The sequence below is a fragment of the Phormidium yuhuli AB48 genome, assembly GCF_023983615.1.
GTDB classification, from domain to species: Bacteria; Cyanobacteriota; Cyanobacteriia; order Cyanobacteriales; family Geitlerinemataceae; genus Sodalinema; species Sodalinema yuhuli.
Genome location: NZ_CP098611.1, coordinates 2,212,246 through 2,236,699 on the forward strand (window position 1 = coordinate 2,212,246; position 24,454 = coordinate 2,236,699).

A 24,454-nucleotide genomic window follows, 5' to 3' on the forward strand; every position below is an offset into this window, starting at 1 on the left:
GGAGACACTCGGTTTCTTTTTGGGTGGGGTTGGGGTGAGGAGTCAGAAACCGGGTGTCTGGGAGACACTCGGTTTCTTTTTGGGGTAGACTGGTTAGGGTTGCTTTTTTGGCTAGGTTATGGTTGGTTTTTTACGATTACGTGGGGTGTTGGTTTTGGGGTTGGTGTTGCTGCTGACGATGTTCTGGATGCCGGTGGCGTTGGCGTTGACTCCGATTGAGTTATCGGATTTGTCCTATGAGGATTGTCCGCCGTCTCTGGCCGATGGGGCGGTGGTGAGTGGTTCGATGCAGTCGGCGAATTGTTTTATTGTGACGGGGAAGGCTCGTAATGATTCGGGTCGGATGGTGGTGAATGCGGATATTTTTGGCCGCATTTATGATGCGAATCATAATAATGTTCTGCCGAATCGGACTCGGTTGGGGGCAATTGATGAGGTTCCCCCTGGGGTGAGTGAGTTTGAGTTACAGATTATGGTTCCGGCGAGTCAGCCGCTACCGTTGCAGTTGGAACAGTTTAAGGCGTCGGGGTTTACGGGACGGGTTCGCCGCTAAACTGGGGTCCGAGGGCCAGAAACCGGGTGTCTGGGAGACACTCGGTTTCGCAACTGTGGAGATGTGGAGTTTTACAAGGGCGATCGCTCATGGTCGATCTGGCAAGGCGGGCAAGTCGAAGAAGGGTTTATATTGAAATGGCTTTGCGTCGCTGTGGCCCGGGTCGGGGGAGCAGTCTGGCGTTTCTTCAATCACGAACTTGGAGTCATCCTGTGAGCGATCTTAGAAGCATTATTCAAACGCCTTTTGTGATTGTGGGTGGAATTGCGACCCGGCTTTATATGCCGGAACGGATGACGGATGATTTGGATATTTTAATTCTGGCAGATAATTCTGGGCGACTTTATGGGGAATTGGAACAAGCGGGACGTGAATGGGTTGGGGAGTTGATGATTGGTGGGAGTAGTTGGCGGTTGTCTGATGGAACGATTCTAAATGTGCGTGAATTTGAACAGGCCTGGGTTGCTGAGGCGATCGCGAATCCCAATTTTTCTCCTGATGGGTTACCGGTTATTGGTTTGCCCTATTTGGTGTTGATGAAGTTGCAGGCTAGCCGTGTTCAGGATCTGGCTGATGTGAGCCGGATGTTGGGGGGGGCGGATGAGGAGATGTTGAATTCGGTGCGTTCTCTCGTCGGGGTATATCTTTCGGATGCTTCGGAGGATCTTGAAAGTTTGATTACTCTGGGTCGATTAGAGATGGGGGATGAAAGCTAAATACTGGGGGGTTGGCTTGCAGGTTCGCTAGATCTGGGTAAACTGGGGTCGAATACCAGAAACCGGGTGTCTGGGAGACACTCGGTTTCGCAACTCGTGAATTGACACCCGGTGTTTCTAAAAACACCGAGTGTCTGACCCTCGCCGTCAGTTCCGCTACACTCGGTTTCGCTCGGGGGGAGCTTAGACTAGGGAAACCAGAAGGCTGGGGACGATGGATTGGACGACTTGTAAGAGTAAGATGGCGAGGATGGCTGAGAAGTCGATGCCGCCGATGGGGGGGATGATGTTGCGGAAGATGTTTAAGTAGGGGTCGGTGAGCTGGCTGAGAATGGCTAGGGGCGGCATACTCCAGTCTACGTTGGGAAACCAGGTGAGAAGAATGCGGATGATGAGTAGGGCAAAGTAGATGTTGAAAAAGGTGACTAGGGTTTGGGCAAGCAGTAAAACAATGGATTCCATGGCTGGGTTTGGCTTAGATTGTGTATTTTTTTAAAGATGCCTTGACGTTTTGGGTTTTGGGTGTTAGGGCATCTGAGTCGTCTTTGACTATTGTAGTCGATCGCCTGGGGGGAGGTTATTGGTCGTCGAGGGGGGAGAGGGGGCGATCGGGCTGTTCTTGACGGTTGACGACATGGAGTTGTTCGCGGACGTCGTCGATGGTGTCGTTGAGTTGGGCAATTTTGTCTTCGAGGTTGCGGCGGGCGGATTCCATGCCTTCGGGGTTGAGGAGGGGGTTGCTGCTATCTCGTTCGGGGAGACGGCTGCTCTCGTCGTCGTTGCGGCTGCTGGTGTTGGTTCGTGTGGCTAGGACGGTTCCTAGAACACCGCCGACGACGCTGCCGAATATGGCTCCGGCTAAGAATCCACCTGTGAACCCGTTTCGATTACTCACCGTTGTTTTGTCCTCTACGTCTGCGCGATCGCTCTGCTGTTTAGTTTAACATTGCTCGGGGCCGGGGTTAGGTCCCGAAGCTGCGATCGCCAGCGTCGCCGAGGCCGGGGAGGATGAAGCCGCGATCGTCTAGGCCTTCGTCGATAGTGGCGGAGTAGATGACGAGTCCGGAGTACTTATCGTTGAGCCGTTGTAGGGCGGGGGGTGCGGCGATGATGGAGATGATGCGGAGGCGATCGGGGGTCAGGCCCCGTTGGGTGAGCAGTTGCAGGGTTTGGTCGAGGGTTCCACCGGTGGCGAGCATGGGTTCGCTAATCATCAGATGGAGGTCGGGGGGGAATTGGTCAGGGAGTTTGTTGAGGTAGCAACTGGGGTCGAGGCTGGTTTCGTCTCGGACCATTCCCAGGTGATAGATGGCGGCAGCGGGGAGGACGTCTTGCATTCCGGGGAGGAGGGCGAGTCCGGCTCGGAGGATGGGGACGATGGCGAGGGGGATGTCGGAGCGGATGAGGCGACCTTGGGCGGGGGCGAGGGGGCTTTGGACGCTAACGTCTTGGGTGGGGAGCCAGTCGCGGATGGCTTCGTAGGTGAGCCAACGCCCGAGTTCGGTCATGGCGGTGCGGAAGAGGACGGGTGGGGTGGAGGCTTCCCGAGCCATGGTAAGCCAGTTCTGGATTAGGGGATGGGGGGGGACGTAAACTTTTAGTTTTTCGGTCATGGGTTTGGGGGTTGGGGATAGGGGTATTTTAGGGGAAGAGGGGAATGGGGGGAAGTAGGGGCAGTAGGCAGCAGCAATTCTCATTTTGACCCGCATCCTGTCCAAGATGACCAATGATGCCCCATCTTGAACGAAAGAATAGGGCTTTTAAGAATCGCTATTGAGACGATTCTCAATAAGCTAGGGCAAAATTTCCATAATGAGAATTGCTGAGTAGGCAGGAGGCAGTAGGCAGTAGGGGAAGAGGGGGGCGGTAGGATGTGTTCGGGCGTCGATTCGTTTTAAGACCTAGACGTATCGATTCCAACTTGCCCGAACGCATCACTTGGGGATGTGGTAGAAGGGAGGGTTGGGTGGTGGGGTTCGGGCGAAGGGTCAGAAACCGGGTGTCTGGGAGACACTCGGTTTCTTTTTAGGGTTGGGCTAGGGATTGGCCGGCTAGCCAACTGGTGGTCCAGGCGTTTTGAAAGTTGAAGCCGCCGGTGATTCCGTCGATGTCTAGGAGTTCTCCGGCTAGGTACAGATTGGGACAGAGACGGCTTTCTAGGGTCTTGAAGTTGATTTCTTTCAGGTTAATGCCGCCGCAGGTGACGAATTCGTCTTTGAAGATGCCTTTGCCGTCGATGAGATAGTGGCTCTGGAGAAGGTGCTGGGTGAGACGGTTGAGGGCTTTTTTGGACACTTCGGCCCAGCGGGTTTGTGGGTCGATGTCTGTGGCCTGGAGATGGTAGGTCCAGAGTCGCCGGGAGAGGGGGATGGGGGAAAAACTGCCGAGGGTTTTGCGGGGGTGGTTGGCTTTTTGGTGCTGATAGATGGGTTTGAGGGTTTCGGGGGTGTGTTGGGGAAGCCAGTTGAGTCGCAGGGGGGTGCGATAGTGGCCGTCATGGAGGGGCCTGGCTCCCCAGGCGGAGAGTTTGAGGACGGCGGGACCGCTGAGGCCCCAATGGGTAATCAGCAGGGGACCCTCTTGTTTGAGGTTGTGCTGGGGGAGGCTGACTTGGACGTGGGGGACGGAAATGCCGGCGAGTTGGGTGAGGTGGGGGTCGCGGATGGTGAAGGTGAAGAGGGAGGGGACGGGGGGGATGATGCTATGACCGAGGGTTTGGGCGAAACGATAGCCGCTGGGATGACTGCCGGTGGCGAGGAGGAGACGATCGCAATCTCGGGTTTCTCCGTTGCGGAGACTGATGCGAAAGCCTTGGTTGTGACGTTGGATGGTTTGGACGGGGGTTTGGGTTTCTAGTTTAATTCCGGCTCGTTGGGCGGTGGTGAGGAGGCATTGGGCGATGGTGTCGGAGTCGTCGGTGGTGGGGAACATCCGTCCGTCGGCTTCGGTTTTGAGGGAGACGCCTTGTTGGGCAAACCAGTTGATGGTGTCGCGGGGTTGGAAGCGGGTGAAGGGACCCCGTAGGGCTTTGTTGCCTCGGGGATAGTGTTGAACCAGGTGTTTGGGATCGAAGCAGGCGTGGGTAACGTTGCAGCGTCCACCGCCGGAGATGCGGACTTTGTGGAGGGGATGGCGGCTGGCTTCAAGAAGGGTGATGCGGAGGTTGGGGTTATGTTGGGCGGCGGTGATGGCACCAAAGAAGCCGGCGGCCCCACCGCCAATGACAAGGATGTTGGCCATGGGGTTAGGGGGGTGGCGGGGCGGTGGGACTAAGAACTATCACAAGAACGTGGTTGTCGCTGGGGGGGACTGTTATATTAACAGGCGATCGCAAACTTGGTTTTCATCATGCTTATAACGTTTGTGTTAATGGGGTCTCTCAGTCTGACGTCGGTTCCTGATTTAGCTGGGGTCGGGGAAGCGTTTAGTCAACGGGTGGGGGAGGGGGTGGGAGAGTCTTGTCGTCGGGTGGCGATCGCCACAGACCAGACCTTACACCTATATCCTCGTCCAGTGATGGCTGGAGTTCGCGGAAGTGCGGAGGAGGATAGGATTGTGGCAGTGTTCTCCGATGAACAAATCCAACTGTTACAGCCCAATGTGCCAGGGGTGGATGGGGATGAAGACCTTTGGCATGAAATTATTGATAGTATCGGCAATCGGGGCTATATTCCGGCATTTAACCCCAGAACGGGACAGTCAACGTTACGGTTTTGCCCTTAAATGGCCACACCGGAGAGATTCTTGGTGAGATATTCAGGTGTCACAGATTTTTCGGTTACCGTTCTGGAAAACGTCGTATAGAATGTGTAAAAGCTTTTAAGACCTCTGTCTAGATCTGTGACTTTCGTGAGGAGACCACGACTTCCATGACCCTACGCTCTACAATGACCCATGTTCCCAAATGGCTCGCGGCCACACTGTCAGGAGCTGCTGCTGTGTTTGTCCTGAGTCCGGGAGCAGCGATGGCTCAAGATGAGATGGCCTATCGTCTGCGGGTTAGTCCGAATCTTCAGGTTCCTCCCTTGGGCGAACCGGGAGACTTTTTGCCGTCTGGTGATGTACGTCCCCCTGAGTTGCCCAGTGACTCCCAAGTCACGCCGGATTCCATCAGTAAACCCAATTCCCGGATTGAATTGCGTCTCGGGGAACGTCGGGTCTATGTGTATGAAGATGACGAAATTGTAGCGAGTTATCCAGTGGCGATCGGGAAGCCAGGTTGGGAAACACCGATTGGGGAGTTTGAGGTAACGAATATGGCGTTAGACCCCATCTGGGAGAATCCTTGGACGGGTGAGTTAGTGCCTCCGGGACCGAATAGCCCTATCGGCCCGGCGGTGATTGTCTTCTATGAAGGAGATGATTGGATTGCATTTCATGGAACACCCCATGAGGAGTTAATTGGTCAGGCCGTGTCTCATGGCTGCGTACGGATGCGGAATGATGACATCCTGGCGATGTATGAGAAGGTCAATCCCGGTACGCCAGTGGTGGTAGCACAATAAGACCTAGATCTCGGTAGGGGCTAACAGCGGTCACCGAGCGGCAGTCGAGGTGCTGTTAGCCCCTAGGGTGTTTGGGCATTAGTAGTGTGGGGGGGCTTTGAGTCTCTGACGGTTTGACCGTTGTCGATCGCGGCCAGGAGGAGCCAGCCAAGGATATTCACCCGGGCGTCAAAGAGGGTGACATCGACAATATGGAAGAGACTGGTGGCGGTGAAGGCTAGAAAAATGCTCAGGGGGATGGGGTCAAGTTTCCCGAGATGGTTCAGGCGGCGCAGTCCCTGATAATAGATCCAACCAATGGGGAGAATGAGGGCGAGGGTCGCGAGAACGCCGGTTTCGCACAGAAGCATTAGGGGTAGGTTATGGGGATGGCCGAGCCATTCTCCAGTTTGGGCTTGATAGAGTTGGGGAAAATGTTGCAATCCCCAGCCCCGGAAGGGTCGTTGTTGGGTTAAGTCCCACGCAAATTGCCATTGAGTGGTTCGCAGGGTTTCTACGGGACGATGAGGATAGAGGTCATCGTTGAGGCGGGCCCAGATGGCTCGGGGAACAAGGGTTTGTAGGGGAGATTGCAGGGGAGGGGGGGCAAAGGCGGCCCCAAGGATAATAGTGGCGATCGCCCCCAACATCCCCAACAGCCAATGCCAACGGAGGATAATGCCATAGATAAGGGCAATTAGAACGGCGACGGCCCAGCTATTGCGGGAGGAGGTCTCGAAAAGGACGATGCTATTGAGACCGATGCACAGGAAACCGGCGGCGACGCGGGCCCGTTGGTGCGATCGCCAGGCGTGAAGGGTCAAACCAATGGCGAGGGTCCAGGCGATGAGGCTAAAGTTAGCGAGGGGGTTGGCATAGCCAAAGACGGAGGCCATACGACCTGGGGGGGTTCCGCCGGCTTCAAGGTCCCAGGAGATGAGCCAACCGAGGTGAATAGGACCGTGCCAGCCTAAATACTGTTGTCCTAGGCCAATTAAGGCGACGGGTAAGGAGGAGAGGACAATGGCTTGGCTGAGGTCTTGTCGGTGTTGGGGCTGTTGGATGAGGGCCCGGCTGGCGATGAAAATGACCATGAAGGGCAGGAAATTGGCTAATCCAAGCAGGGCGAGGGAGGGGTCATCGGCTTGGAGACTGGATAGGAGGAGGAGGAGGGCCGCTAGAGCAAAACTCCAAGTGAGGGGCTGTTGTCGGTGCGATCGCCCGTCACGCCACCATTGCCAGGCGGTGACCCCCACGACGGCGATTCCCCCGAGAAGAGGACTCAGGGGAAAGATGAGTAGTGCTAAATATAGACCCCATTGGGGACGCATCATCGGTTTAATTGATCCATTGTTGTCTGTTGGCTTCGGGTGAACGATGGGTTCCGACAAGAACGATGGGTTCCGGCAAGTAGACGTCGATGGGTCGGATCATAATCCGAATGGATGCCGGGACGCATCCTACCGTTATTGCCTATCAAAACAAATCTTTGCGTCCTCGTAGGCGGGCAAAGGTCTGGATGTTGTCTCGACTTTGCACGGCTTGTTGAAGTTGGGGATGGTCCCAGCGTAGGAAGGGATTGGTTTGTTTTTCGATGCCAAGGCGAGAGGGGATGGTGGCGTGTTGGCGCGATCGCGCGGTCTGGACGTCTTGGAACCGTTGCTGGAGTTGGGGGTTGTCTCCATCGACGGTGAGGGCAAATTTAAGGTTGTTTAGGGTGTATTCATGGGCACACCAGATGCGGGTCTCGTCGGGGAGGGCCCGCAGTTTCGTGAGGGACTCTAGCATCTGGGCTGGGGTTCCTTCAAAGAGCCGTCCACAGCCTCCGGCAAAGAGGGTATCTCCACAGAAGAGGTCGCCAGGGTCGCTGGGATGAGTTGGGGGAAAATAATAGGCAATGTGGGCCCGGGTGTGGCCAGGGACGAAATAGACCTGACCGTCTCGTCCGGCAAAGGAGATGCGATCGCCCTCGTCGAGAAAGACGGACTGGCCGGGGATGCGGCCGCGATCGTATCGCCCGCCATAGATGGTCAGGTCAGGAAAGGCGTGTTGCAAGGCTCCATTACCTCCAACATGGTCAGCGTGATGGTGGGTGTTGAAGATGGCCGTTAGCTGGGCGTTGAGGTCTTGTACTTTCTCTAAAACCGGTTCTGCTTGGGCGGGATCGACGACAGCGGCGAGGTTTCGGCGGCGATCATGGAGCAAAAAGATGTAGTTATCGGATAGGACGGGAAGGCGATAAATTTCCATAACTTGTAACAAGTTGTGGTCACTTTAATTTAACATAGTCTCATGGGAACTGTTGCATTGGAAGGGAGTTACCATGGGTCAGCCATCACAGGGAAAGGCGATCGCCACGATGCGATCGCTCGTTGAGTCTTGTCTGGAAAGCCATAGCATCAGCCATCAGGATTATTTAACCCTCAGCTGTATGATGCTCTCGGGTAAAGGGTTATCAATGGAGGACTATCAGACAATCAATTCGGTGTTTGATCGCATCCAGATTGGACGGATTCGGGTCGTCTACCGTTAACGTTGCGCCTCATTCAACTCGCTTCTTTCCTTTATGGCAATAGCCCCTAATTTAAATGGTTCTATTACTCTATCTATAGTGATTCCAATTTATAATGAGGAAGCTAATTTATCTCATTTATTTGAACGAGTTTTAAACAGTGTGCAGGGGTTAAATATTACCTATGAAATTATCTGCATCAATGATGGCAGTCGTGATAATAGCTTAGACCAATTGATTCACTATCATAAAGAAAATTCTGCCATCAAAATCATCAACTTTTCCCGTAATTTCGGCAAAGACATTGCTCTGAGTGCGGGGCTAGATTATGCCTGTGGAGCGGCAGTGATTCCCCTAGATGCGGACTTGCAAGACCCTCCCGAATTAATGACCCACTTGCTGGAGAAATGGCGGCAGGGCTATGATGTCGTCTATGCAACTCGTCGCGATCGCCAGGGAGAGAGTTGGCTCAAACGGGTAAGTTCCCAGCGCTTTTACCGACTCTTGGGACGGGTGAGTGATGTGCCAATTCCTCAAGATACGGGAGACTTTCGCCTGATGGATCGGCGGGTGGTGGAGGCGCTGAAACAACTGCCAGAGCGGAACCGCTTTATGAAAGGGTTATTTGCTTGGGTCGGCTATCGACAAGTGGCGATCGAGTATGATCGCCCTCCTCGCTATGCCGGCCGCAGCAAGTGGAACTATTGGCAACTATGGAATTTTGCCTTAGATGGAATTACGGCCTTTAGTTTAATTCCCTTAAAGGTTTGGAGTTACTTGGGATTAGGAATTTCTATTTTGGCCCTGGTTTATGCCATTTTTTTGGTCATCCGAACTCTGATTTACGGCATTGATGTGCCGGGCTATGCCTCTTTGATGGTGGCAGTATTATTTATGGGAGGAGTGCAGCTGATTAGTTTAGGGGTGATTGGAGAATATTTAGGACGGGTTTATGAGGAAGTTAAGGGCCGTCCCCTATATCTAGTACGGGATCTCTATGGCTTTGAGGGGAAAAACCAGCTTGAGGGGGGGAACTCGTCCCCCTTAGAGGGGGAGGGATAAGCCGGTTGAGATCTCGACGACACTTGAGCGTTTTAATACTGGTGCTTCTTCTGACAACGGCCCTAATGATGTATGGGTTAGGGCGCTTGGAGATGGACTTGATGCGAGCTTGGCTCGAGGAGGCGGGTTGGTGGGCGCCGGTTCTCTATCTAGTGCTATATAGTCTAGGAACCTTACTGCTACTGCCTTCAACACCTCTCAATTTGATGGGAGGGGCCCTGTTTGGTACAGGTTGGGGGACGGTTTGGACGAGTGTAGGAGCAATGTTGGCGGCGATTTTGGCGTTTTGGCTCAGTCGCCACCTGGGACGGGGGGCGATCGCCGGGCGCTTGCAGGGACGTTGGCAGGCCCTGGATGCTGAACTTCAGCAGGGGGGGATGTGGTATCTATTTGCCATTCGCCTACTGCCGATTATTCCCTATGGGTTGGTCAATATTGCAGCGGGGTTAAGTGGTATTTCCTCGGGGGATTATCTACTGGGGACGGCATTGGGCACAGTTCCGGGGATTTTTCCCATTGTATGGCTCGGGAGTGCGGGGGTTCAAGCTCTGGAAACGGGGGAACTCTTACCTCTATTTGGGGCTTTGAGTTTAATCGGATTGTTGATGCTTGGGGCAACAATCTATCAACGGCGACGACGCTTTCCCTGGGATGACGCTCATGAAGCCAGCAAGGACCGTAATCGCCCCTGAATGGGGTCTCCCAACTGAACTTGGCACGGCGTTTGGGAAACTCGAAAAAAGCTCCCACTTCTGATTGAGAGTATGCTAGCTTGGCATAAGCTGGGCGGAGTTTGCGGTCAAGACAGTGAGTCATGCCGTTGAGGTGTGGCTCTCCCCAGTTGGCTCCTTGACTCAACTCAGCTCCCCCGACTCGCAACGAAGTATGTCTTGTACCTGTCGGGGTCGGGTGCCTGCCGTGCTTCCCCTCCGTGAGAACGACTATGACTGTAGATACCCCCTTCGCCTCGCCCCCTAGGATTTCAATTCTTGTCAGTGATCTCTCAAAACAAGGAGCGGGACGCTGGGGGGGAGCAGTGCGAACCTTCTTATTGGCTCAGGCCCTAGAGCGACTGGGGGCTCAGGTTACCATTTATGGGTTCATTTTTGGGGATGATCCCGCTGAACCCACAGTAGGAAATTTTCCCATCGTGACGGTTCCTGGGGCTTATTATCCGGAGTTTATCAGGCGATCGCGGGAGTTACTACGGCACTTGGATACGGATATCATCTATGCTCTACGACCGAAGGCAACGACCTTGGGACTGGCATTGTGGCATAAACGCCGGACCGGTTGTCCAATTATCTTAGATATTGATGATTGGGAGTTAAGCTGGCATGGGGGCGATCGCTTTCGCTATCGGCCGAGCCTCAAACAACTAGCTCGGGATATCTTGAAGCCAAAGGGGGCCTTGCGCTACCCAGATCACCCTCTATATCTACGATGGATGGAGGCTCAAGTGTCGAAAGCAGACGCAGTAACAGTTCATACAGGGTTTTTGCAAGATCGCTTTGGGGGGGTGAATGTTCCGAACGGCAAGGATACAGATTTATTTAACCCGGAGGGGTATGATACTCAACTCAGTCGTGAGGTTCATGGTTTTTCCAAGTACCGGATCTTGATGTTCCCCGGGGCGCCTCGTCCTTATAAGGGAATTGAGGATGTTCTCAAGGCCTTAGATCTCCTCAATCGTGAGGAGTTGCGCTTAGTCATTGTGGGGGGAAGTCCCTATGATGATTATGACCAAGACTTACGCCGCCGTTGGGGACGCTGGATCATTCAACTGCCACCGCAGCCTGTGACGAAAATGCCCTTTGTGGTGGCTGGGGCTGATATCATTGTGGTTCCTCAACGGGAAACCCCCGCCGCCTTAGCCCAGTTTCCCCTTAAGCTAACCGATGGAATGTCGATGGCAAAACCGATTCTGGCAACGCAGGTTGGGGATATTCCCGAAATTCTCCAGGGTGCAGGGTATTTAGTCGCGCCGGAGGCTCCCGAGGCGATCGCTCAGCAGATTAACTGGATCTTGGAGCATCCCGAGGAGGCGAGACAACGGGGAGCCTTAGCCCGACAACGCTGTGTGGAACACTATAGTCTTGATGCCATGTCCCACCTGTTGGCTAAGGTGATTCAGTCCCTGCCCCTATCGCCCCATGGGTAACTTGGGTTTCTAAGCCATATCTCTCAATCGCTTATATCTTCTGTGATGTTCACCTTGCCTTCGGTTTTATGTCTCCCAATAAGCTCTTACTAAAAGTCGCACTTCAATCGCCATACTTATTTGTCGGGACGGTCCTATTAGGATTTTCAGGGGCGGTGTTTAATAGTGTTAGTGTGACCTTAATTGTGCCCCTAGTCTTATCAATTTTAGGACAGGAAACCAGCGTCATGGGCGGGATGCCGCCCGTGATTCAACAGGCGATGGGATTTGCAGATAATATCTCAGGGGAGTATCGTATTGCCATTTTAACATTGGTGGTGTTTCTGGCGATCGCCCTCAAGAATTTCTCAGGCTATGCCAGTGCTTTAGTGGGAAAAGCATTAGGACAATCCGTTGCTCGAACATTGCGTTATGATGGAGTCAGTGTTTTCTTAAATGTTGACATTGATTTTTTTTCTAAGAACAAGATTGGTGACATCATGAACAAAATGAACTCAGAGATAGCTCGGACAGCAACCGCTATCAGTTCATTTAGTCAGCTTATCGTTTCAGCAATCACCATTCTTTTCTTTATTGCTATCTTAACCTCGATTTCTTGGCAGTTGACCTTAACATCAACTGTAGTCTTGGGGTTAGTTGTTTCGATCAACCAGGTCTTTATTAAGCGGGCTAAGAAATTTGGTCAGCAGCTAACGAGTGATGCACGTGCGTTAACGAATAAACTTATTGAGACTCTATATGGAATTAGTTTAATTAGAACAGTTGCCACAGAGGATTTAGAATTTGACCGGCTCAAGGACCTGATTTATGCCCGTGAGCGCAGTGAGTTTAAGTCTGAAGCAAACTCAGCGATTATTTCTCCCATCAATGAAACCGCTGGAATTATGGCTTTGTTACTCATCGTTTTGGCGGCTCGATATTTATTTGTGGAGCAAATTGAGGCTCTATCTGCGGTTCTCTTAACTTATCTTTTACTCCTATTTCGTCTGTTACCTGTAGTAGGAAACATCAATAACATTCGGAGTGGCTTGTCGAACAAAAGTGCTAGTGTATTAGTCGTTTCTGAGTATTTAGATCGGAGTAACAAACCCTTCATGAAGAATGGGGCAATTCCTTTTGAGAAGTTAACAAAAGGGATTGAGTTCAAATCGGTGGACTTTCGCTATGGCAGTGGGAACCAGGAGTTAGCGCTTCGGAATATTGATTTATGGATTCCTCGGGGGAAAACCGTAGCCCTAGTGGGAAGTTCTGGGGCGGGTAAATCTACGTTGGCAGACTTGATTCCCCGTTTTTATGATCCCTGTGGTGGACAAATTAAGTTTGATGATGAAGATTTACGGAGTTATGACATGAAAACCGTGCGTCGTCGTATGGGGATTGTCAGTCAAGATACGTTCTTGTTCAATAACTCAGTGTTATATAACCTGACCTATGGCTGTGAGTGGGCTGGGGAAGCGGAGGCTGTTGATGCGGCAAAACGGGCGAATGCTTACGAGTTTATTATGAATTTGCCCCAGGGATTTGATACAGAAATCGGCGATCGCGGGGTGATGCTCTCTGGGGGACAACGACAACGGTTGGCGATCGCCCGAGCTATTATCCGGGATCCGGAAATCCTGATTCTCGATGAAGCCACAAGCGCCCTAGACACCTTATCAGAACGGTTGGTGCAGGAGGCGATTGAAGAACTCTGTCACGATCGCACCACCATTGTCATCGCTCACCGCCTCTCTACAATTCGCAATGCGGATCAGATTGTTGTTATGGAACGGGGAGCCATCATGGAAGTTGGCTCTCACACCTCACTTTTGGAACAAGAGGGCTACTATTCCACCCTCTACCAAGCTCAATTTGCCCAGGATAACGAGGATGCCATTCAACAGGCCCGCCAGGAAACCCTCATTAACACCTCCTATGAGGTTCGTACCCGCCTCAACCCGATGATTGGCTTCCTCAACCTGTTAGTAGACGACATTGTGGATTCCCCAGAAGAGCGCCAAGAACTGACTCAAGAAGCCTATGAGTCCGCCGTACGACTTCTCAAAACCTTACAGTTTTTAGAAAGCAGTGCTAGGGGCGAGTCCCCCGATGAGTGATTATACTGGGGAATTATACTGGGGAAAACGAACTCGGGGACAGACCCAGCCCTGGATTTGATAACTCGCCACCCGTTCCGATGTCCTCTATCTGAAAGTCTCAGCTGATGTTACCTCTTCTGATTTTCTTTATTCTCTTCCTCGTCCTAGTGGCCTTTACACCCTTGCTAGGCTATTCCGAGCAAAAATGGATTTTGCCCTTTATGTGGGGACTGTTTGCCCTATTTACCGTGGCGGGGTGGGCGGTCTTTTTGGGAATTGGCTGGCTCAATTTTTGAGGAAAGCTGTCCTCAACCTCAGTTAGGAGCGAAGAGAGTTACACAGACTCCAGCCAACGGGCTAAGTCTGACCCCAGGACTTGGCGCTGGCGGGTTTGTGGGTCAATACAAACATGGCGGGTTGAAGCCTGACTGACGAGGCGATTGTGGTTGTCACAGGCTTCACGATCGCCCCCAGCCCGTTCGATAGAATAGACAACCTCAAACTCACTCTCACTCAACCGCTGCGGGCTCACCTTAATGGTAATCCGTTCTCCACAATGGAGAGGCTGAAGAAAACGAATCCGGGCCTCAACAATAGGAAGGGCCAGGTTCCCCTCAGCCAGCAGGCGCCCCAAACTCACTCCCGCCTCGGCGATCGCCGCCTCATAAGCATAGTGACAGATCGAAAGCAAACGAGCAAAGTAAACCACACCCGCCGCATCAGTATCTTCAAGATGAATGGTATGCTGGTATATCATCAGAGATCCTGTCAACTCCCCTCAATTAAATCATGGATCGCTCCGACCGAGAGCGCGATCGCCCTCAAAGCCTTGCAGCTAGCCCTCCCTTGATCGGCCCCTTGATAGACGGTCTTGGACCCGAATCTTCGATAATATGAATGTTTCTACCCCAGTCCACGAACGTTAGGATGCGCGATGGTTCGATCTGAAATCTTCACCCAAGCGAGACAAGGGCATCCTGAAGCTTTGGCAGCTCTGATGAATCACTCTCTGCAAACTAAAGGGATCACGGTGAATGTGAGTGTGCAGGGTCAGAGTCTAGTGGCGATCGCCACGGGGCAAACGGCCCCAGATCAGGCTTTTATGGTCAACTTTATTTGCCGGGGACTGCGAAAACTCGAAGCCAATTCAATCCGCAAAGTCACGATTGTGGGCTACCTCAATGGAGGAACCCTCCCCCTCTGGCGAGAAACCATCCACCTCGACGCTCCAGCCTCCAGGGACTTGCTCCCCCTAGAACCAGCTCCCCTCACCGCCACCCCCCTCACTCCCGCAACCCCTTCCTTAACCCCTCCCCCAACCCCTCGTCTGCCCCAATCCCTGACTCCAGTCTCCTCCCGTCGCCGTCGTCAACCCCCGACGTTCGTCTCTCGCCTCAGACTTCTGGCCAGAGTCTTATTATTTCTGCTGCTGGGAGGCATCTCCATCGCCGTCGCCTCTCTGGTCAAACTCCTGACGGTTTTGCTGGCTGAAAATTCCATCTATAGTATCAATCTCCTAGGAGACCTCTTACGGGGCATTGAAGTAATCGAGGTCTTCAATGTCCTGGTGTTTGCCATTTTGGGGTTAGGCTTGGGGGTGGCCACAGCATTCATCCCCCGCTATCTTGGCATTCGCCTGAATGCTCTCGTGATCATCCTACTACTGCCCACCTTGCTGAGTTTTGGCACCATTATTCGCTATGACAACTGGATCAACGAATTTGCCGCTAACGAGAGCCTTTCCGTGACCGAGTCCAGACTCAAAACGGATCGCTATCTCTATGAAAGAATAGAAGAAACTGGGATTTGGGGCTTCTACCTGCATACCGCTCGTTACCCCAGCTTACCCCTCTATGTACGTCAGTTTGAGGAACTCGATCCCCTTGAATCTGAGGCGATGTCCCGGGTACAGGGGAGTGTGGGCATCCACCCCGATGACTTATCGATGTTGTTTTCCATCTGTATGTGGGGCATTCGTGGCTTTTATTTCCTCGTCTCAGTCATTACAGTGATTGGTCACTTTGGCCAAGGAATTGAGCTAGCCGATCGCCTCTCTGGGCGAATTCCACCCCTGCTAGAGGAGCCTTTTGATAGACCTTGAGCCGATTCGTCCATCAGTCGGGGTTGACTTAGGGATAAGAACCTTTGCCCACCTCAGTAGAGTGGGGAGTATGTCAACGTAGGTTAAACTAGGACAGGCAATGATATCAGGAGCGATGGAGCCAGATTCTTTACCGACCGAATTAATTCTGAGTGAGTCTACCAAATCTCTGGGGCGGGTGTACCTGGATTGGGCGCCGCAGCCGGGGCATTACCTGGATGTCAAACAACAGACCTATAAGGTTTTAGAACGCCGACATCGCTATCATCTCAAGTCAGGTCGCTACCGATTACACCAAATCGCCCTCTATGTTCAGACCGCTCAACGTCCTGAGGAGATGACCGATGTTGAAGGTCGTTGGCTGATTGGGGACCTCTCCTGTCGCTACAATGCTCGTTCGGAATTGATGCGTTGTGCGATTAATCCCCAGGGTCCTTGTGCTGGATGTCGGCATTATGAACCCCTCAATGGGTCGGCTTGAGGTTTGAGCTAGCATAGGGCTATGATCAGCCTATTCTGAAAACTCTAGTCTCTGGGAGCGTTGAAACGAATGATGGGTCCTTCTGACTGGAACGTCTGGTGCATTTTGCTGGCGTCACCGATTTTGCTGGCCTGCGGTCAAGTAGGGAACTCCGGTAGCGAGGACCCGGCTACCCCTAACTCGGGGTCTCCCCAGGAGATTAATCCTCAGATGAACTCCGACGCCTCGACTGAGGACGAGATGGAGACGGTGGATTTGGAGGAGGCAGACTCTGAGGCTCTGCCGATGGAGGGGAGCACCTATCGTCATCCTGAGGGGGTCTTTGAGATTTCCTTTCCGCCCAATTATGCCTGGCGACCTCAGGCGAACGGTGTTCGCTTTTTGGCGGCGAATGGGGAGTTTGGAGGAGAGGTGATTTATTTTGAGGTGGAGGAGAGCTTGACGACGGAGGAGTTGGGGGAGTTGTACCGCCAACGGGCTCAAGAGGTTTTTCGTCAGATAGCCTGGCAACGCTCAGAATTACAACCTGATGGGAGTGTTCGCCTAGATTGGCGCGGGAAGAATGCGGGAGGACAAGACCTCGATGCTATCGGCTATATCGAACAACATGGCAATCGAGTTTATATTCTCAATGTTTATGCCATCAATGAATCTTACGATATTTATCTAGACGATAGCCGCCTGATTGTCGGCAGCTATCAGGTCGAGCGCAACCCTTAACTCAGCCTGAGGAGGGACTCCAGACGGAGTTGGGAGTCTAGGGGGTCTAACTGGCGCGATGGATTGGATTGAGGGAGTTAACGGGAAGGATGGGATCTAAGGCCATCTCGCAGGGGTGGGTGTAGGCCATGGCGTCTTGACTGTCAGCGATGCTGGCGGCCCGGAGTTCTTCCCGGAGTTCCGGCATCACAGCGATGGCCCGAGTCCAGTCGGGAATTTGCGCTCCGGCCGGGTTGAGGAAATACTCTTCTCCGGCTTCTAGGATGAGCTTGTCAAAGATTTCGACGATGTTTTCTTCGGCATGGCGATCGTAGGGGAGATTGTTAAAGAGGGCATCGACGAAATACTGACGGGTGTAATCTTGGGCTTCGCGCCGAAATTTAACTCGCAAGGCCCGAATGTGATCCATGGAAATGATCACTCGCTCAGTTTCGGTCAGGGTTCTCAAGACCGATTGCAGGATATCTCGACACATTTTTTGCAGTCCATGTTGACTTGATTCCCCCAGGGACTGATGTTTGTGGTCAAAAATACCTAAATCCACTTGAGCAATGCGCTTTTCGGCGACATTACGATAGACTTCGGCCAGCATTCCAATCTCTAGGCCCCAGTTTCCAGGAATGCGGGTGGTCATAGCTAAATCGCTGGTGAGGGCGAATTCTCCGGAGAGGGGATAACGATAGGAACTGAGATATCGCAGATAGTTCTGATAGCCAAAAATTTCGATGAGTGCCGTCAGGAGGGGTGTGACAAATAACCGTGCAACTCGTCCGTTGAGACTGCGGCGATCGCTACTGAGCCGGGCATAGTAGGCTTTATTGAAAGCAATGCCGCATTCTTTTTCCAGCAGGGGAAAGAGAAGTTTTAGGGGATAGGAACGATCATAGGTAATAATATCAGCGTCATGAAGGGCGATCGCATCGGCTTCCAGGGCGGCCACACCCAGTCCGAGCCAAACGGCTTTCCCTTTGCCTTTAAAACGGGTCAGATCTAAACCGCGATCGCCCAAGCGTTCTAAAATCCCTTGAATTCGCGGACCGTTTTCCCAAATGACTAGAGTTTTTTGGGGAAGAGACCGGAAAAACTCAACGGCTTTTGCATATTGATCTAAGTTTTTGGCATAAACGGAAAGAATGACCGTTTTAACGAAGTGACATTCCCGCAGATGGTTGCGAATATGAGCCAAGGCCGGCCGTTCAAGTTCTTCGTAGAGGGCAGGAATTAAAACAGCGGTGGGGAACTGTTCACTCAATTGGGTGGCTCGTGTTTCTAAAAATTCTAGATTACAGCCAAAATCATGAATCGTTGTGATGAGTTCCTGCTTATAATCCATATCACCAGTTCCTGATCGGGTATCTCTTAGGCAAATTATGAAATAAATCTAAAAATTTCGCTGTGAGCGATGATACAGAACCACGAGAGACTTTGGCTGGGTCTGAGGGTCCGGTATGCTCAGCGGCAGGGACCGTCAGGTCAAGACTCGACCATCAACCGCTGAGGCATGGGCAGGGACCGCCGTTTGAGATGGGGAACTAGATTGAAACGTTGGCTTAAGTCAACAACCACGTGAGGGTCGTTGGTATAGAGTCCAACTTCGGGGGTATTGGTGGCAGCATGACAAAGGAGATGATGGCCACCGAGGAGGGCCCAGTCGCGATCGCAAACGATAATACGCTCGGACGTCCCCAACAACTTTAGGGTTAGGCGTTTGTGGCATTTTTTGAGTTCTAAGAGTTGGGGCAACAGACGATAGTAACCCTGGGGATCTCGTTCCGGTTGATAGCGCCAGCCTCCGTCCTTGAGCGCAATGGGGCGATGGGTATCCCGGGCCCGTCCCACATCCCCCCGACGGCCCCAGCCAAAACTGACAAAGACCTGTTGTGACAGAAGGGCATCAATCGCTTCTAGGAGGGCCTGAGAACGTCCTGGATTGAGTTCTAACCAAGGGGTGACGATGAGGACATGTTCTTTGCCTTGGTTTAAGGCCTGGAAGATATAATCCGAGGCATCTTCCGCTACCACTTGGTAGCGGTAGGGTAAGGCGGATTCAAGGCGGCGATCAATTTCCGAAAGCCAATGTTGGGCGGTATGGGTGCGCAGATGGGTGACCGCCTCGGTGAGTTGTTGCACCTGGGGGGAGAGGAGGGAGTGGTGCTGTTGAAGCTGATTCAGTTCACCCTGAACTTGCTGCTGCTGCTGTTGTAAGGGGGCGATCGCCTCCTGGGTGATCTGCTGTGCGACTCGCTGAGCGCTCGGTTCTACATCACGGCGCAGGGTATCGAGTTCTGTGCGTAGGCGATCGATAGACGTGTTGGTATGGTGGCTGAGGTTATACACCCCTTGACGGAGAATGGCGAAGGCCTCTTTTATTTTTTCGCGATCATCCTCCATATCTTCGACCAGGTTCGTTTGTTGCCCTTGCAGTTCTACGGTGGCTTGGCTTAAACGCCTTAGACAGGCTTCAATTTCGATGATGCGCTCGGCCAAGGGCAAGCTTTCAAAGGAATCCTGAATCGTCTGGAGTTCGCTGCGCAGTTCCTGGGTTCGTTGTTGGGATAACACCCCCCGAGCCCGTGTCTGTTGCAAACGACGCGAGCGGTTAATGATATTAAAGGAAAGGGCAAAAACCGGAGGAACGATAGCCAGAGCGATTTGCTGAAAGATAATCGCCGTGGCGACACCCCCTCCACACGCAATAATGGAGAAGGTTTCAGCCGCTTCAGTCCAGGGCGCTTTTCGGGATACTGGCCTGTTCGCAACAGGTTGAGGTGAGGTTTCGGACGCTGGATTCTCAGACTGAGAGAACGGGTTGAACGATGCCATATTGCCTCGGGGAAAACCGCACCGTATTATAGCAAGAGGTAAGGGGCAAGGGGCAAGGGGTTATGGGCAAGTCGGTCATCGACGGGGGAGCGTTTAGGGGCTTTGGTTGAAATCTGTGGCTGTGGCAAAACACACCCGATTGCGCCCTTTGTTTTTGGCTCGGTAGAGGGCGGCATCGGCGGCGGCGATGAGTAACTGGGGACTGGCTTCGGGGAAGGGGATTTGAGTGGCCACGCCGACGCTCACGGTGATGTCATGATGGGTGAACTCCGGATCCTGGACGGGTAGATCCAGGATGGGGGTCCGGGCAATGCGCGATCGCACCTGCTCGGCCAGGAAATTGGCCCCAGATTCACTGGTTTCCGGTAGGATAATGGCAAATTCTTCCCCCCCGTAACGGGCTACTAAGTCGGTGGCTCGTTGCATGAGGTTTTTTAGGGTTTGGGCGACCTGTTGTAAACACTGATCACCGGCGAGATGACCATAGGTGTCATTGTATTGTTTGAAAAAGTCAATATCGAACAGAATTAGGGATAGGGGGGCCGGCGATCGCAACAGCCGTTTCCATTCCTGGTCTAAATACTCATCAAACCGTCGACGGTTGGCGATTTGAGTCAGTCCGTCTTGGGTGGCCAGTTCGCTCAATTCCCGATTAGCAATTTGGACTTTTTGGTAAAGTTGGGCTTGTTGGATGGCGATCGCTAACTGAGTCGCCAACTGGGGTAAGACATTAATTTCATCGGCTTGCCAGTGGCGGGAATGATGGCATTGATGAACCATTAATAACCCCCAGAGTTGCTCACTGGAGGGGTCATCTGTTTTAGAGTCTGTCTCGGCATCTTTGGACAAAATAATCGGCATCACGAGGCGGGAGCGAACTTCAAAAAAGTCCATAAGTTGTTTCGCTCCAGGGTCTAGATTAGCTTTGGCGGTATCTTCCAAGACTAAAACTTGCCCTGAGAGATGGTCTTGATGGGATTGGCGATCGACGATCCAAGGATCACTCAGGGTCCAGCCTACCATTGAAAACACCTCGGGGTTGCGGGCTTCTTCTAGCACTTCCCCCTTGCCGTTATCTCGAATACGGCAAACAATTACCCGGTCTGCTTCTAAAAATTTCAATAAGCCGGCTACGGTGTGTTGAAGAATTTGGTGCAAATTGAGAGATTCTCGGATTTGACTGGCAATCCGAGCTACCATGATTTCTCGTTGTTTTTGTAGTTCTTGACGTTCCTGGACATGGAGGCGCTCTTCTTCAATGGCGATCGCTCGGGCCACTAATCTTAAAATTTGTTTTTGACTGGCCGTGAGAGTATCATTTGAGTCATGACGCATCAAGAGTTGCCCATGAATTTCATCGGTGACGACCCGATAACGGCTCATGCCCCCCCAAGCTTCTCCTCGTTTGTGACATTGGCAGGTTTGACAATGAAGAGGCTCTAAGGAGAGTGGCTGACTGCCCTGGGGCGACTGACGACGACTACAGCTTGAACGAGCTGAACCGTCAACGATACAGGTTAAGGGCTCTAGGGCTAGGGCATCACGATGCTCGGAGTGAGTTTGACTCTGATAACACGCACAAACTGCCCCCGTCAATTCACGGCCTAAATTGACGAGGCGATGGATGTTCTCCAACGGATTACTGTTAAAACCCAAAAAGCAGTGAATGAATTGAGTTAAATCATTCCGACTTAGGTTCGCCAGCTCTTGAGTATTAAACGGAACCGAGAGAGCCATTGGACAGGGTCGTGCCAGAATAGGCATGGGATACAGGTAGGTGTTCCGACAGGGTTAAAACTTGGGGGACAGAGGCAAGCTGAGCAGAGCGGGATCAATCCTGAACAAGGTCCTGGGCGGATACTAGCTTGGCCGCTCGCTGCCAATCGTTAACTGACGGCTCTAGAGAGGTTGACAATCGGATCTCCTTTATCATACGTGACGAATTATACAAAATGGAGAGTCAGCAATGTTTCCTAAACTACTGGTTAAGCCTTGTTCAGAAATATCACATTATTTAAATATTCTTAACATTCAGTCATACGCCCACAATTACGACCAGCGGCTTTAGCCTGATAAAGCGCCTGGTCAGCTTGTCGTAATAAATCGTCAGATGTCCACTCGGGTCTAGGGATCAGCCGGGCAGCACCGATACTTAGGGTGACCCAGGAATGAGCCTTGGACGTCCGGTGGGGAATCCGTAAACTCTCCACAGCCCGACGAAGATCGTGAACTAACGTCAAGATTTTTTGATAGTTGGCCCCATTAACCACAATTACAAACTCTTCTCCGCCATAACGGGCCACAAGACTATCCTCAGCCATGACGGTTTGAGAAATTGCGCTGGCTACCCGTTTTAAGCAATCATCTCCAGCTTGATGACCGTAGGTATCGTTATAGGGCTTAAAAAAGTCAATATCACATAGAATAATAGCCAAGGGCTGTTGTTTTTCCAAAGATGCTTGCCAAGATTGGGCCAAAAAATCGTCAAACTGTCGTCGATTGGCGACCTGAGTTAAGCCATCAATGGTCGCTAGGTGGTGTAGGCTACGATTGGCGACCTTTAACTCTTCGTATAATTTAGACTGCTGGGTCGCAATCCCCAGTTGAGTGGCGACTTGCCGTAGAAACTCCTGTTCACTCTCAGTCCACTGATGATAGGTGTGACAATGTTGAGCCATGATAATCCCCCAAAGCTGGCTGCCTTGTAGGATAGGGGCAATGATATGAGTTTTGCTGTTACCAAAACCTTCAAGTTCACAATTGTGATGACAAATTTTAAGTTGTAATTCGGTCACCGGGGTGTGCTGCTGATAGTCTTCTAAGCAGTTTACCCGTAAGGAAAACCCTTGTAAGACGAAGTTATTAACGGAGAAGTCATCAAAATTTGCGGCTCTAGCCACCACTGTTGCCTGTGTCCTGCTCTCATTGAGAGAGCAAATTAATACCGAATCACTCTCTAAAAACTCCCGAACTGCTTTAGCCGTCGCGGGCAGAATTTTGCCGAGTTCCAAAGAGCGGTGAATATGATGACTGAGCTGAGTGAGGGCCCGTTCCCGTTCCATTTGACGGCGTAAGGCTTCCGCGACCCGATGTTGTTCCTCTTCAATGGCGATCGCCGTAGCAATAATTCCGAATAAGCGACAGTCATCAGCACGTTGGACAGGGGGCTGACCATACTCCAGGCTCAAGAGTCCCACAACGCGATCGCCAGTACGGACAAGGGTGCGCCAAATCCCTGAAATAGTTTCGTACCAGGTATCCCCTGGCATTTCTAAACGGGGACAGGTGGGGCGGGACTGGGACGTCTCTCGGTTTTTAAGACAGGCCTCATAGCCCTCCTGAGTTTCTACAGAGATATTCCCCCAAGTGCAAACCGTATCGAGGCGATCGCCCAAACGACGCTGATAAAGCGCTCCCTTTGCGTCAAGTAAGGTTCCACATAGAGCCGTTAAGCGCCCAATATTGTCCATGGGGTCACTGCTAAAGTTTAAAAAGCAGCGATTGACCTGTTCTAAACGAGCTTCAGCCCGCTGGCGTTCCGTGACATCCTTACCCGTCGAAATATAATGAGTGATTTGACCCGTTTCATCCCGGAGAGGGGTAATGGTTTTCTGCTCTGCGAACAGTTCGCCAGACTTTTTACGATTCGTAAAAATGGCAGAAAATACCTTCCCTTGATGAATCGTCTTCCAGAGTGTTTCGTAAAACCTTCGATCATGAAACCCTGATTTCAAAATTGAGGGCTTGATTCCCAAAACTTCGGCTGCCGTATAGCCAGTTAGCCGTTCAAATCCTGAGTTAACATAAACAATCTTACCTTCTCGATTGGTAATAATCACATTATCGCCACATTGCTCTAAGGCTCTTGACAGTTGTTTTAATTGGGTTTCTTGGTGTTGGGCCTGTTTCCGTTCAGTAATATCCAAAATTGTACCGATAGAGCCTTGGAATGTGCCCTTGTCATCCCAAATCGGAACACTATTCCCAAGCACCCAAACAACAGTTCCTTGGGGCGTGAGAAAGCGAAATTCACAAGCAGTTACCTCTTGGCTAAGGTCACAGGTGAGCTGGAGAATGCGATCGCGGTCAAGGGGGTGCAGAGCCTGTCTCCAACCGTGGCCTAAGGCCGCATCTTCCGCGAGTCCAGTAATCTTTGACCAACAGGAGTTGACAAAGGTCACCTTTCCCTGAGCATTGAATTGAAAAATACCGACGGGGGCATAGCTCGTTAAAAGATGGTAGTGGGATGCTTCCTGAATCGTGACCTCTGAGAGCTGAGAGTGGGGTTCCTTGGGGATGGTCAATGGCCGCTCAGCAAGGGGGTGAGCCAAAGCTTGGTATTCTAAAATCTCCCCTGTGCCGTAAAAACGGCCCCGTAGAGTCCATTGCCAAATTTCCCCCGGTCTTAGGGGAGACTTCAGAGTTAAACTAACCTCGGGTTGGCCAGGACTAAGACCCTGGCAGGCCCGGCGAAACCGTTGGCGATCGCCCTGAGGAATCCGTGGCCAGATTAGATCTGAGGCCGTGGAGTTAGGGAGTCCCCTGTGGAGAGTCGGTTCATGTCCCTGTTCCCCGGTCGTATCCTGAATGGGAAACGCCTCATAAAAGCCTGTATTAGCAACAATAATTCGTCCATCTGCATCAAAGCGGCAAACAGACTTACACAGATGCTCAAATATATCCCAAACGGATGGGTTAGACGGAACAAGTGTCACGAGATCGGGGCAGAATCAGAATTAAGGAGTCTCCTTTCCATTGTGAAC

At 52.1% G+C, this 24,454-nt stretch carries 24 protein-coding genes; 13 read left to right on the top strand and 11 right to left on the bottom strand.

Annotated elements, in window-relative coordinates; translation table 11 throughout:
* The first annotated feature begins 118 nt into the window (after positions 1-118).
* The gene (locus NEA10_RS09480) at positions 119-553 is read left to right on the top strand and encodes a hypothetical protein (protein WP_252665097.1); all 435 of its coding nucleotides are present in this window, start codon (positions 119-121) and stop codon (positions 551-553) included.
* Between the two features lie 212 nt (positions 554-765).
* Positions 766-1,269: a hypothetical protein gene (locus tag NEA10_RS09485; RefSeq protein WP_252665098.1), complete on the top strand. Its 504-nt coding sequence runs from the start codon at positions 766-768 to the stop codon at positions 1,267-1,269.
* A 183-nt stretch (positions 1,270-1,452) separates the two neighbouring features.
* Here the strand turns inward: NEA10_RS09485 and NEA10_RS09490 are convergent, their stop codons facing one another.
* From NEA10_RS09490 to NEA10_RS09505, 4 genes are all read right to left on the bottom strand, one after another.
* Positions 1,453-1,731, bottom strand: a complete 279-nt coding sequence (locus NEA10_RS09490) for a YggT family protein (protein ID WP_252665099.1) — start codon at positions 1,729-1,731, stop codon at positions 1,453-1,455.
* 115 nt (positions 1,732-1,846) lie between these two features.
* Positions 1,847-2,164, bottom strand: coding sequence for a ssl2009 family thylakoid membrane protein (locus NEA10_RS09495; protein ID WP_252665100.1), 318 nt, complete (start codon positions 2,162-2,164; stop codon positions 1,847-1,849).
* 67 nt (positions 2,165-2,231) lie between these two features.
* Entirely contained in the window at positions 2,232-2,882 is a 651-nt protein-coding gene (gene upp / locus NEA10_RS09500; RefSeq protein WP_252665101.1) for a uracil phosphoribosyltransferase, read from the bottom strand.
* A 412-nt stretch (positions 2,883-3,294) separates the two neighbouring features.
* Positions 3,295-4,509, bottom strand: coding sequence for a BaiN/RdsA family NAD(P)/FAD-dependent oxidoreductase (locus tag NEA10_RS09505; RefSeq protein ID WP_252665102.1), 1,215 nt, complete (start codon positions 4,507-4,509; stop codon positions 3,295-3,297).
* A gap of 108 nt (positions 4,510-4,617) precedes the next feature.
* Between NEA10_RS09505 and NEA10_RS09510 the strand changes: the two genes are divergently transcribed.
* Positions 4,618-4,992 (top strand): hypothetical protein, encoded by a 375-nt coding sequence (locus tag NEA10_RS09510; protein WP_252665103.1) that lies wholly within the window; start codon positions 4,618-4,620, stop codon positions 4,990-4,992.
* A gap of 146 nt (positions 4,993-5,138) precedes the next feature.
* Complete coding sequence (locus NEA10_RS09515; protein WP_252665104.1) at positions 5,139-5,774, top strand: L,D-transpeptidase; 636 nt, start codon at positions 5,139-5,141, stop codon at positions 5,772-5,774.
* 62 nt (positions 5,775-5,836) lie between these two features.
* Here the strand turns inward: NEA10_RS09515 and NEA10_RS09520 are convergent, their stop codons facing one another.
* Together NEA10_RS09520 and gloB are read right to left on the bottom strand one after the other, a co-directional pair.
* Complete coding sequence (locus NEA10_RS09520; protein ID WP_252665105.1) at positions 5,837-7,087, bottom strand: O-antigen ligase family protein; 1,251 nt, start codon at positions 7,085-7,087, stop codon at positions 5,837-5,839.
* Positions 7,088-7,229: 142 nt separating this feature from the next.
* Positions 7,230-8,003, bottom strand: coding sequence for a hydroxyacylglutathione hydrolase (gloB, locus tag NEA10_RS09525; protein WP_252665106.1), 774 nt, complete (start codon positions 8,001-8,003; stop codon positions 7,230-7,232).
* A 73-nt stretch (positions 8,004-8,076) separates the two neighbouring features.
* Here gloB and NEA10_RS09530 point away from each other — a divergent pair, with 73 nt between their 5' ends.
* The 6 genes from NEA10_RS09530 (at position 8,077) to NEA10_RS09555 (ending at position 13,862) form a co-directional block, all read left to right on the top strand.
* Complete coding sequence (locus tag NEA10_RS09530; protein ID WP_252665107.1) at positions 8,077-8,286, top strand: hypothetical protein; 210 nt, start codon at positions 8,077-8,079, stop codon at positions 8,284-8,286.
* A 33-nt stretch (positions 8,287-8,319) separates the two neighbouring features.
* Positions 8,320-9,327: a glycosyltransferase family 2 protein gene (locus NEA10_RS09535; RefSeq protein WP_252665108.1), complete on the top strand. Its 1,008-nt coding sequence runs from the start codon at positions 8,320-8,322 to the stop codon at positions 9,325-9,327.
* A gap of 41 nt (positions 9,328-9,368) precedes the next feature.
* Positions 9,369-10,019 (top strand): TVP38/TMEM64 family protein, encoded by a 651-nt coding sequence (locus NEA10_RS09540; protein WP_252665109.1) that lies wholly within the window; start codon positions 9,369-9,371, stop codon positions 10,017-10,019.
* Between the two features lie 251 nt (positions 10,020-10,270).
* Complete coding sequence (locus tag NEA10_RS09545; RefSeq protein WP_252665110.1) at positions 10,271-11,488, top strand: glycosyltransferase family 4 protein; 1,218 nt, start codon at positions 10,271-10,273, stop codon at positions 11,486-11,488.
* 68 nt (positions 11,489-11,556) lie between these two features.
* Positions 11,557-13,584: an ABC transporter ATP-binding protein gene (locus tag NEA10_RS09550; RefSeq protein ID WP_252665111.1), complete on the top strand. Its 2,028-nt coding sequence runs from the start codon at positions 11,557-11,559 to the stop codon at positions 13,582-13,584.
* Positions 13,585-13,691: 107 nt separating this feature from the next.
* The gene (locus tag NEA10_RS09555; RefSeq protein WP_252665112.1) at positions 13,692-13,862 is read left to right on the top strand and encodes a hypothetical protein; all 171 of its coding nucleotides are present in this window, start codon (positions 13,692-13,694) and stop codon (positions 13,860-13,862) included.
* Positions 13,863-13,900: 38 nt separating this feature from the next.
* Here NEA10_RS09555 and NEA10_RS09560 read toward each other — a convergent pair whose 3' ends face one another.
* Positions 13,901-14,323, bottom strand: coding sequence for an acyl-CoA thioesterase (locus tag NEA10_RS09560; RefSeq protein WP_252665113.1), 423 nt, complete (start codon positions 14,321-14,323; stop codon positions 13,901-13,903).
* A gap of 177 nt (positions 14,324-14,500) precedes the next feature.
* On the opposite strand from NEA10_RS09560, the gene NEA10_RS09565 reads away from it, so the two are divergent.
* From NEA10_RS09565 to NEA10_RS09575, 3 genes are all read left to right on the top strand, one after another.
* Positions 14,501-15,667 (top strand): hypothetical protein, encoded by a 1,167-nt coding sequence (locus NEA10_RS09565; RefSeq protein ID WP_252665114.1) that lies wholly within the window; start codon positions 14,501-14,503, stop codon positions 15,665-15,667.
* 115 nt (positions 15,668-15,782) lie between these two features.
* Positions 15,783-16,148: a DUF6464 family protein gene (locus NEA10_RS09570; protein WP_252665115.1), complete on the top strand. Its 366-nt coding sequence runs from the start codon at positions 15,783-15,785 to the stop codon at positions 16,146-16,148.
* Between the two features lie 69 nt (positions 16,149-16,217).
* Positions 16,218-16,868, top strand: a complete 651-nt coding sequence (locus NEA10_RS09575) for a hypothetical protein (protein ID WP_252665116.1) — start codon at positions 16,218-16,220, stop codon at positions 16,866-16,868.
* A gap of 46 nt (positions 16,869-16,914) precedes the next feature.
* Here NEA10_RS09575 and NEA10_RS09580 read toward each other — a convergent pair whose 3' ends face one another.
* From NEA10_RS09580 to NEA10_RS09595, 4 genes are all read right to left on the bottom strand, one after another.
* Complete coding sequence (locus NEA10_RS09580) at positions 16,915-18,201, bottom strand: glycosyltransferase family protein (protein ID WP_252665117.1); 1,287 nt, start codon at positions 18,199-18,201, stop codon at positions 16,915-16,917.
* Positions 18,202-18,341: 140 nt separating this feature from the next.
* Positions 18,342-19,691 (bottom strand): phospholipase D-like domain-containing protein, encoded by a 1,350-nt coding sequence (locus NEA10_RS09585; protein ID WP_252665118.1) that lies wholly within the window; start codon positions 19,689-19,691, stop codon positions 18,342-18,344.
* 93 nt (positions 19,692-19,784) lie between these two features.
* Positions 19,785-21,455, bottom strand: a complete 1,671-nt coding sequence (locus tag NEA10_RS09590; protein WP_252665119.1) for a sensor domain-containing diguanylate cyclase — start codon at positions 21,453-21,455, stop codon at positions 19,785-19,787.
* A 260-nt stretch (positions 21,456-21,715) separates the two neighbouring features.
* On the bottom strand, positions 21,716-24,406 hold the full coding sequence (locus tag NEA10_RS09595; RefSeq protein WP_252665120.1) for a sensor domain-containing diguanylate cyclase: 2,691 nt from the start codon (positions 24,404-24,406) through the stop codon (positions 21,716-21,718).
* Between the last annotated feature and the right edge of the window lie 48 nt (positions 24,407-24,454).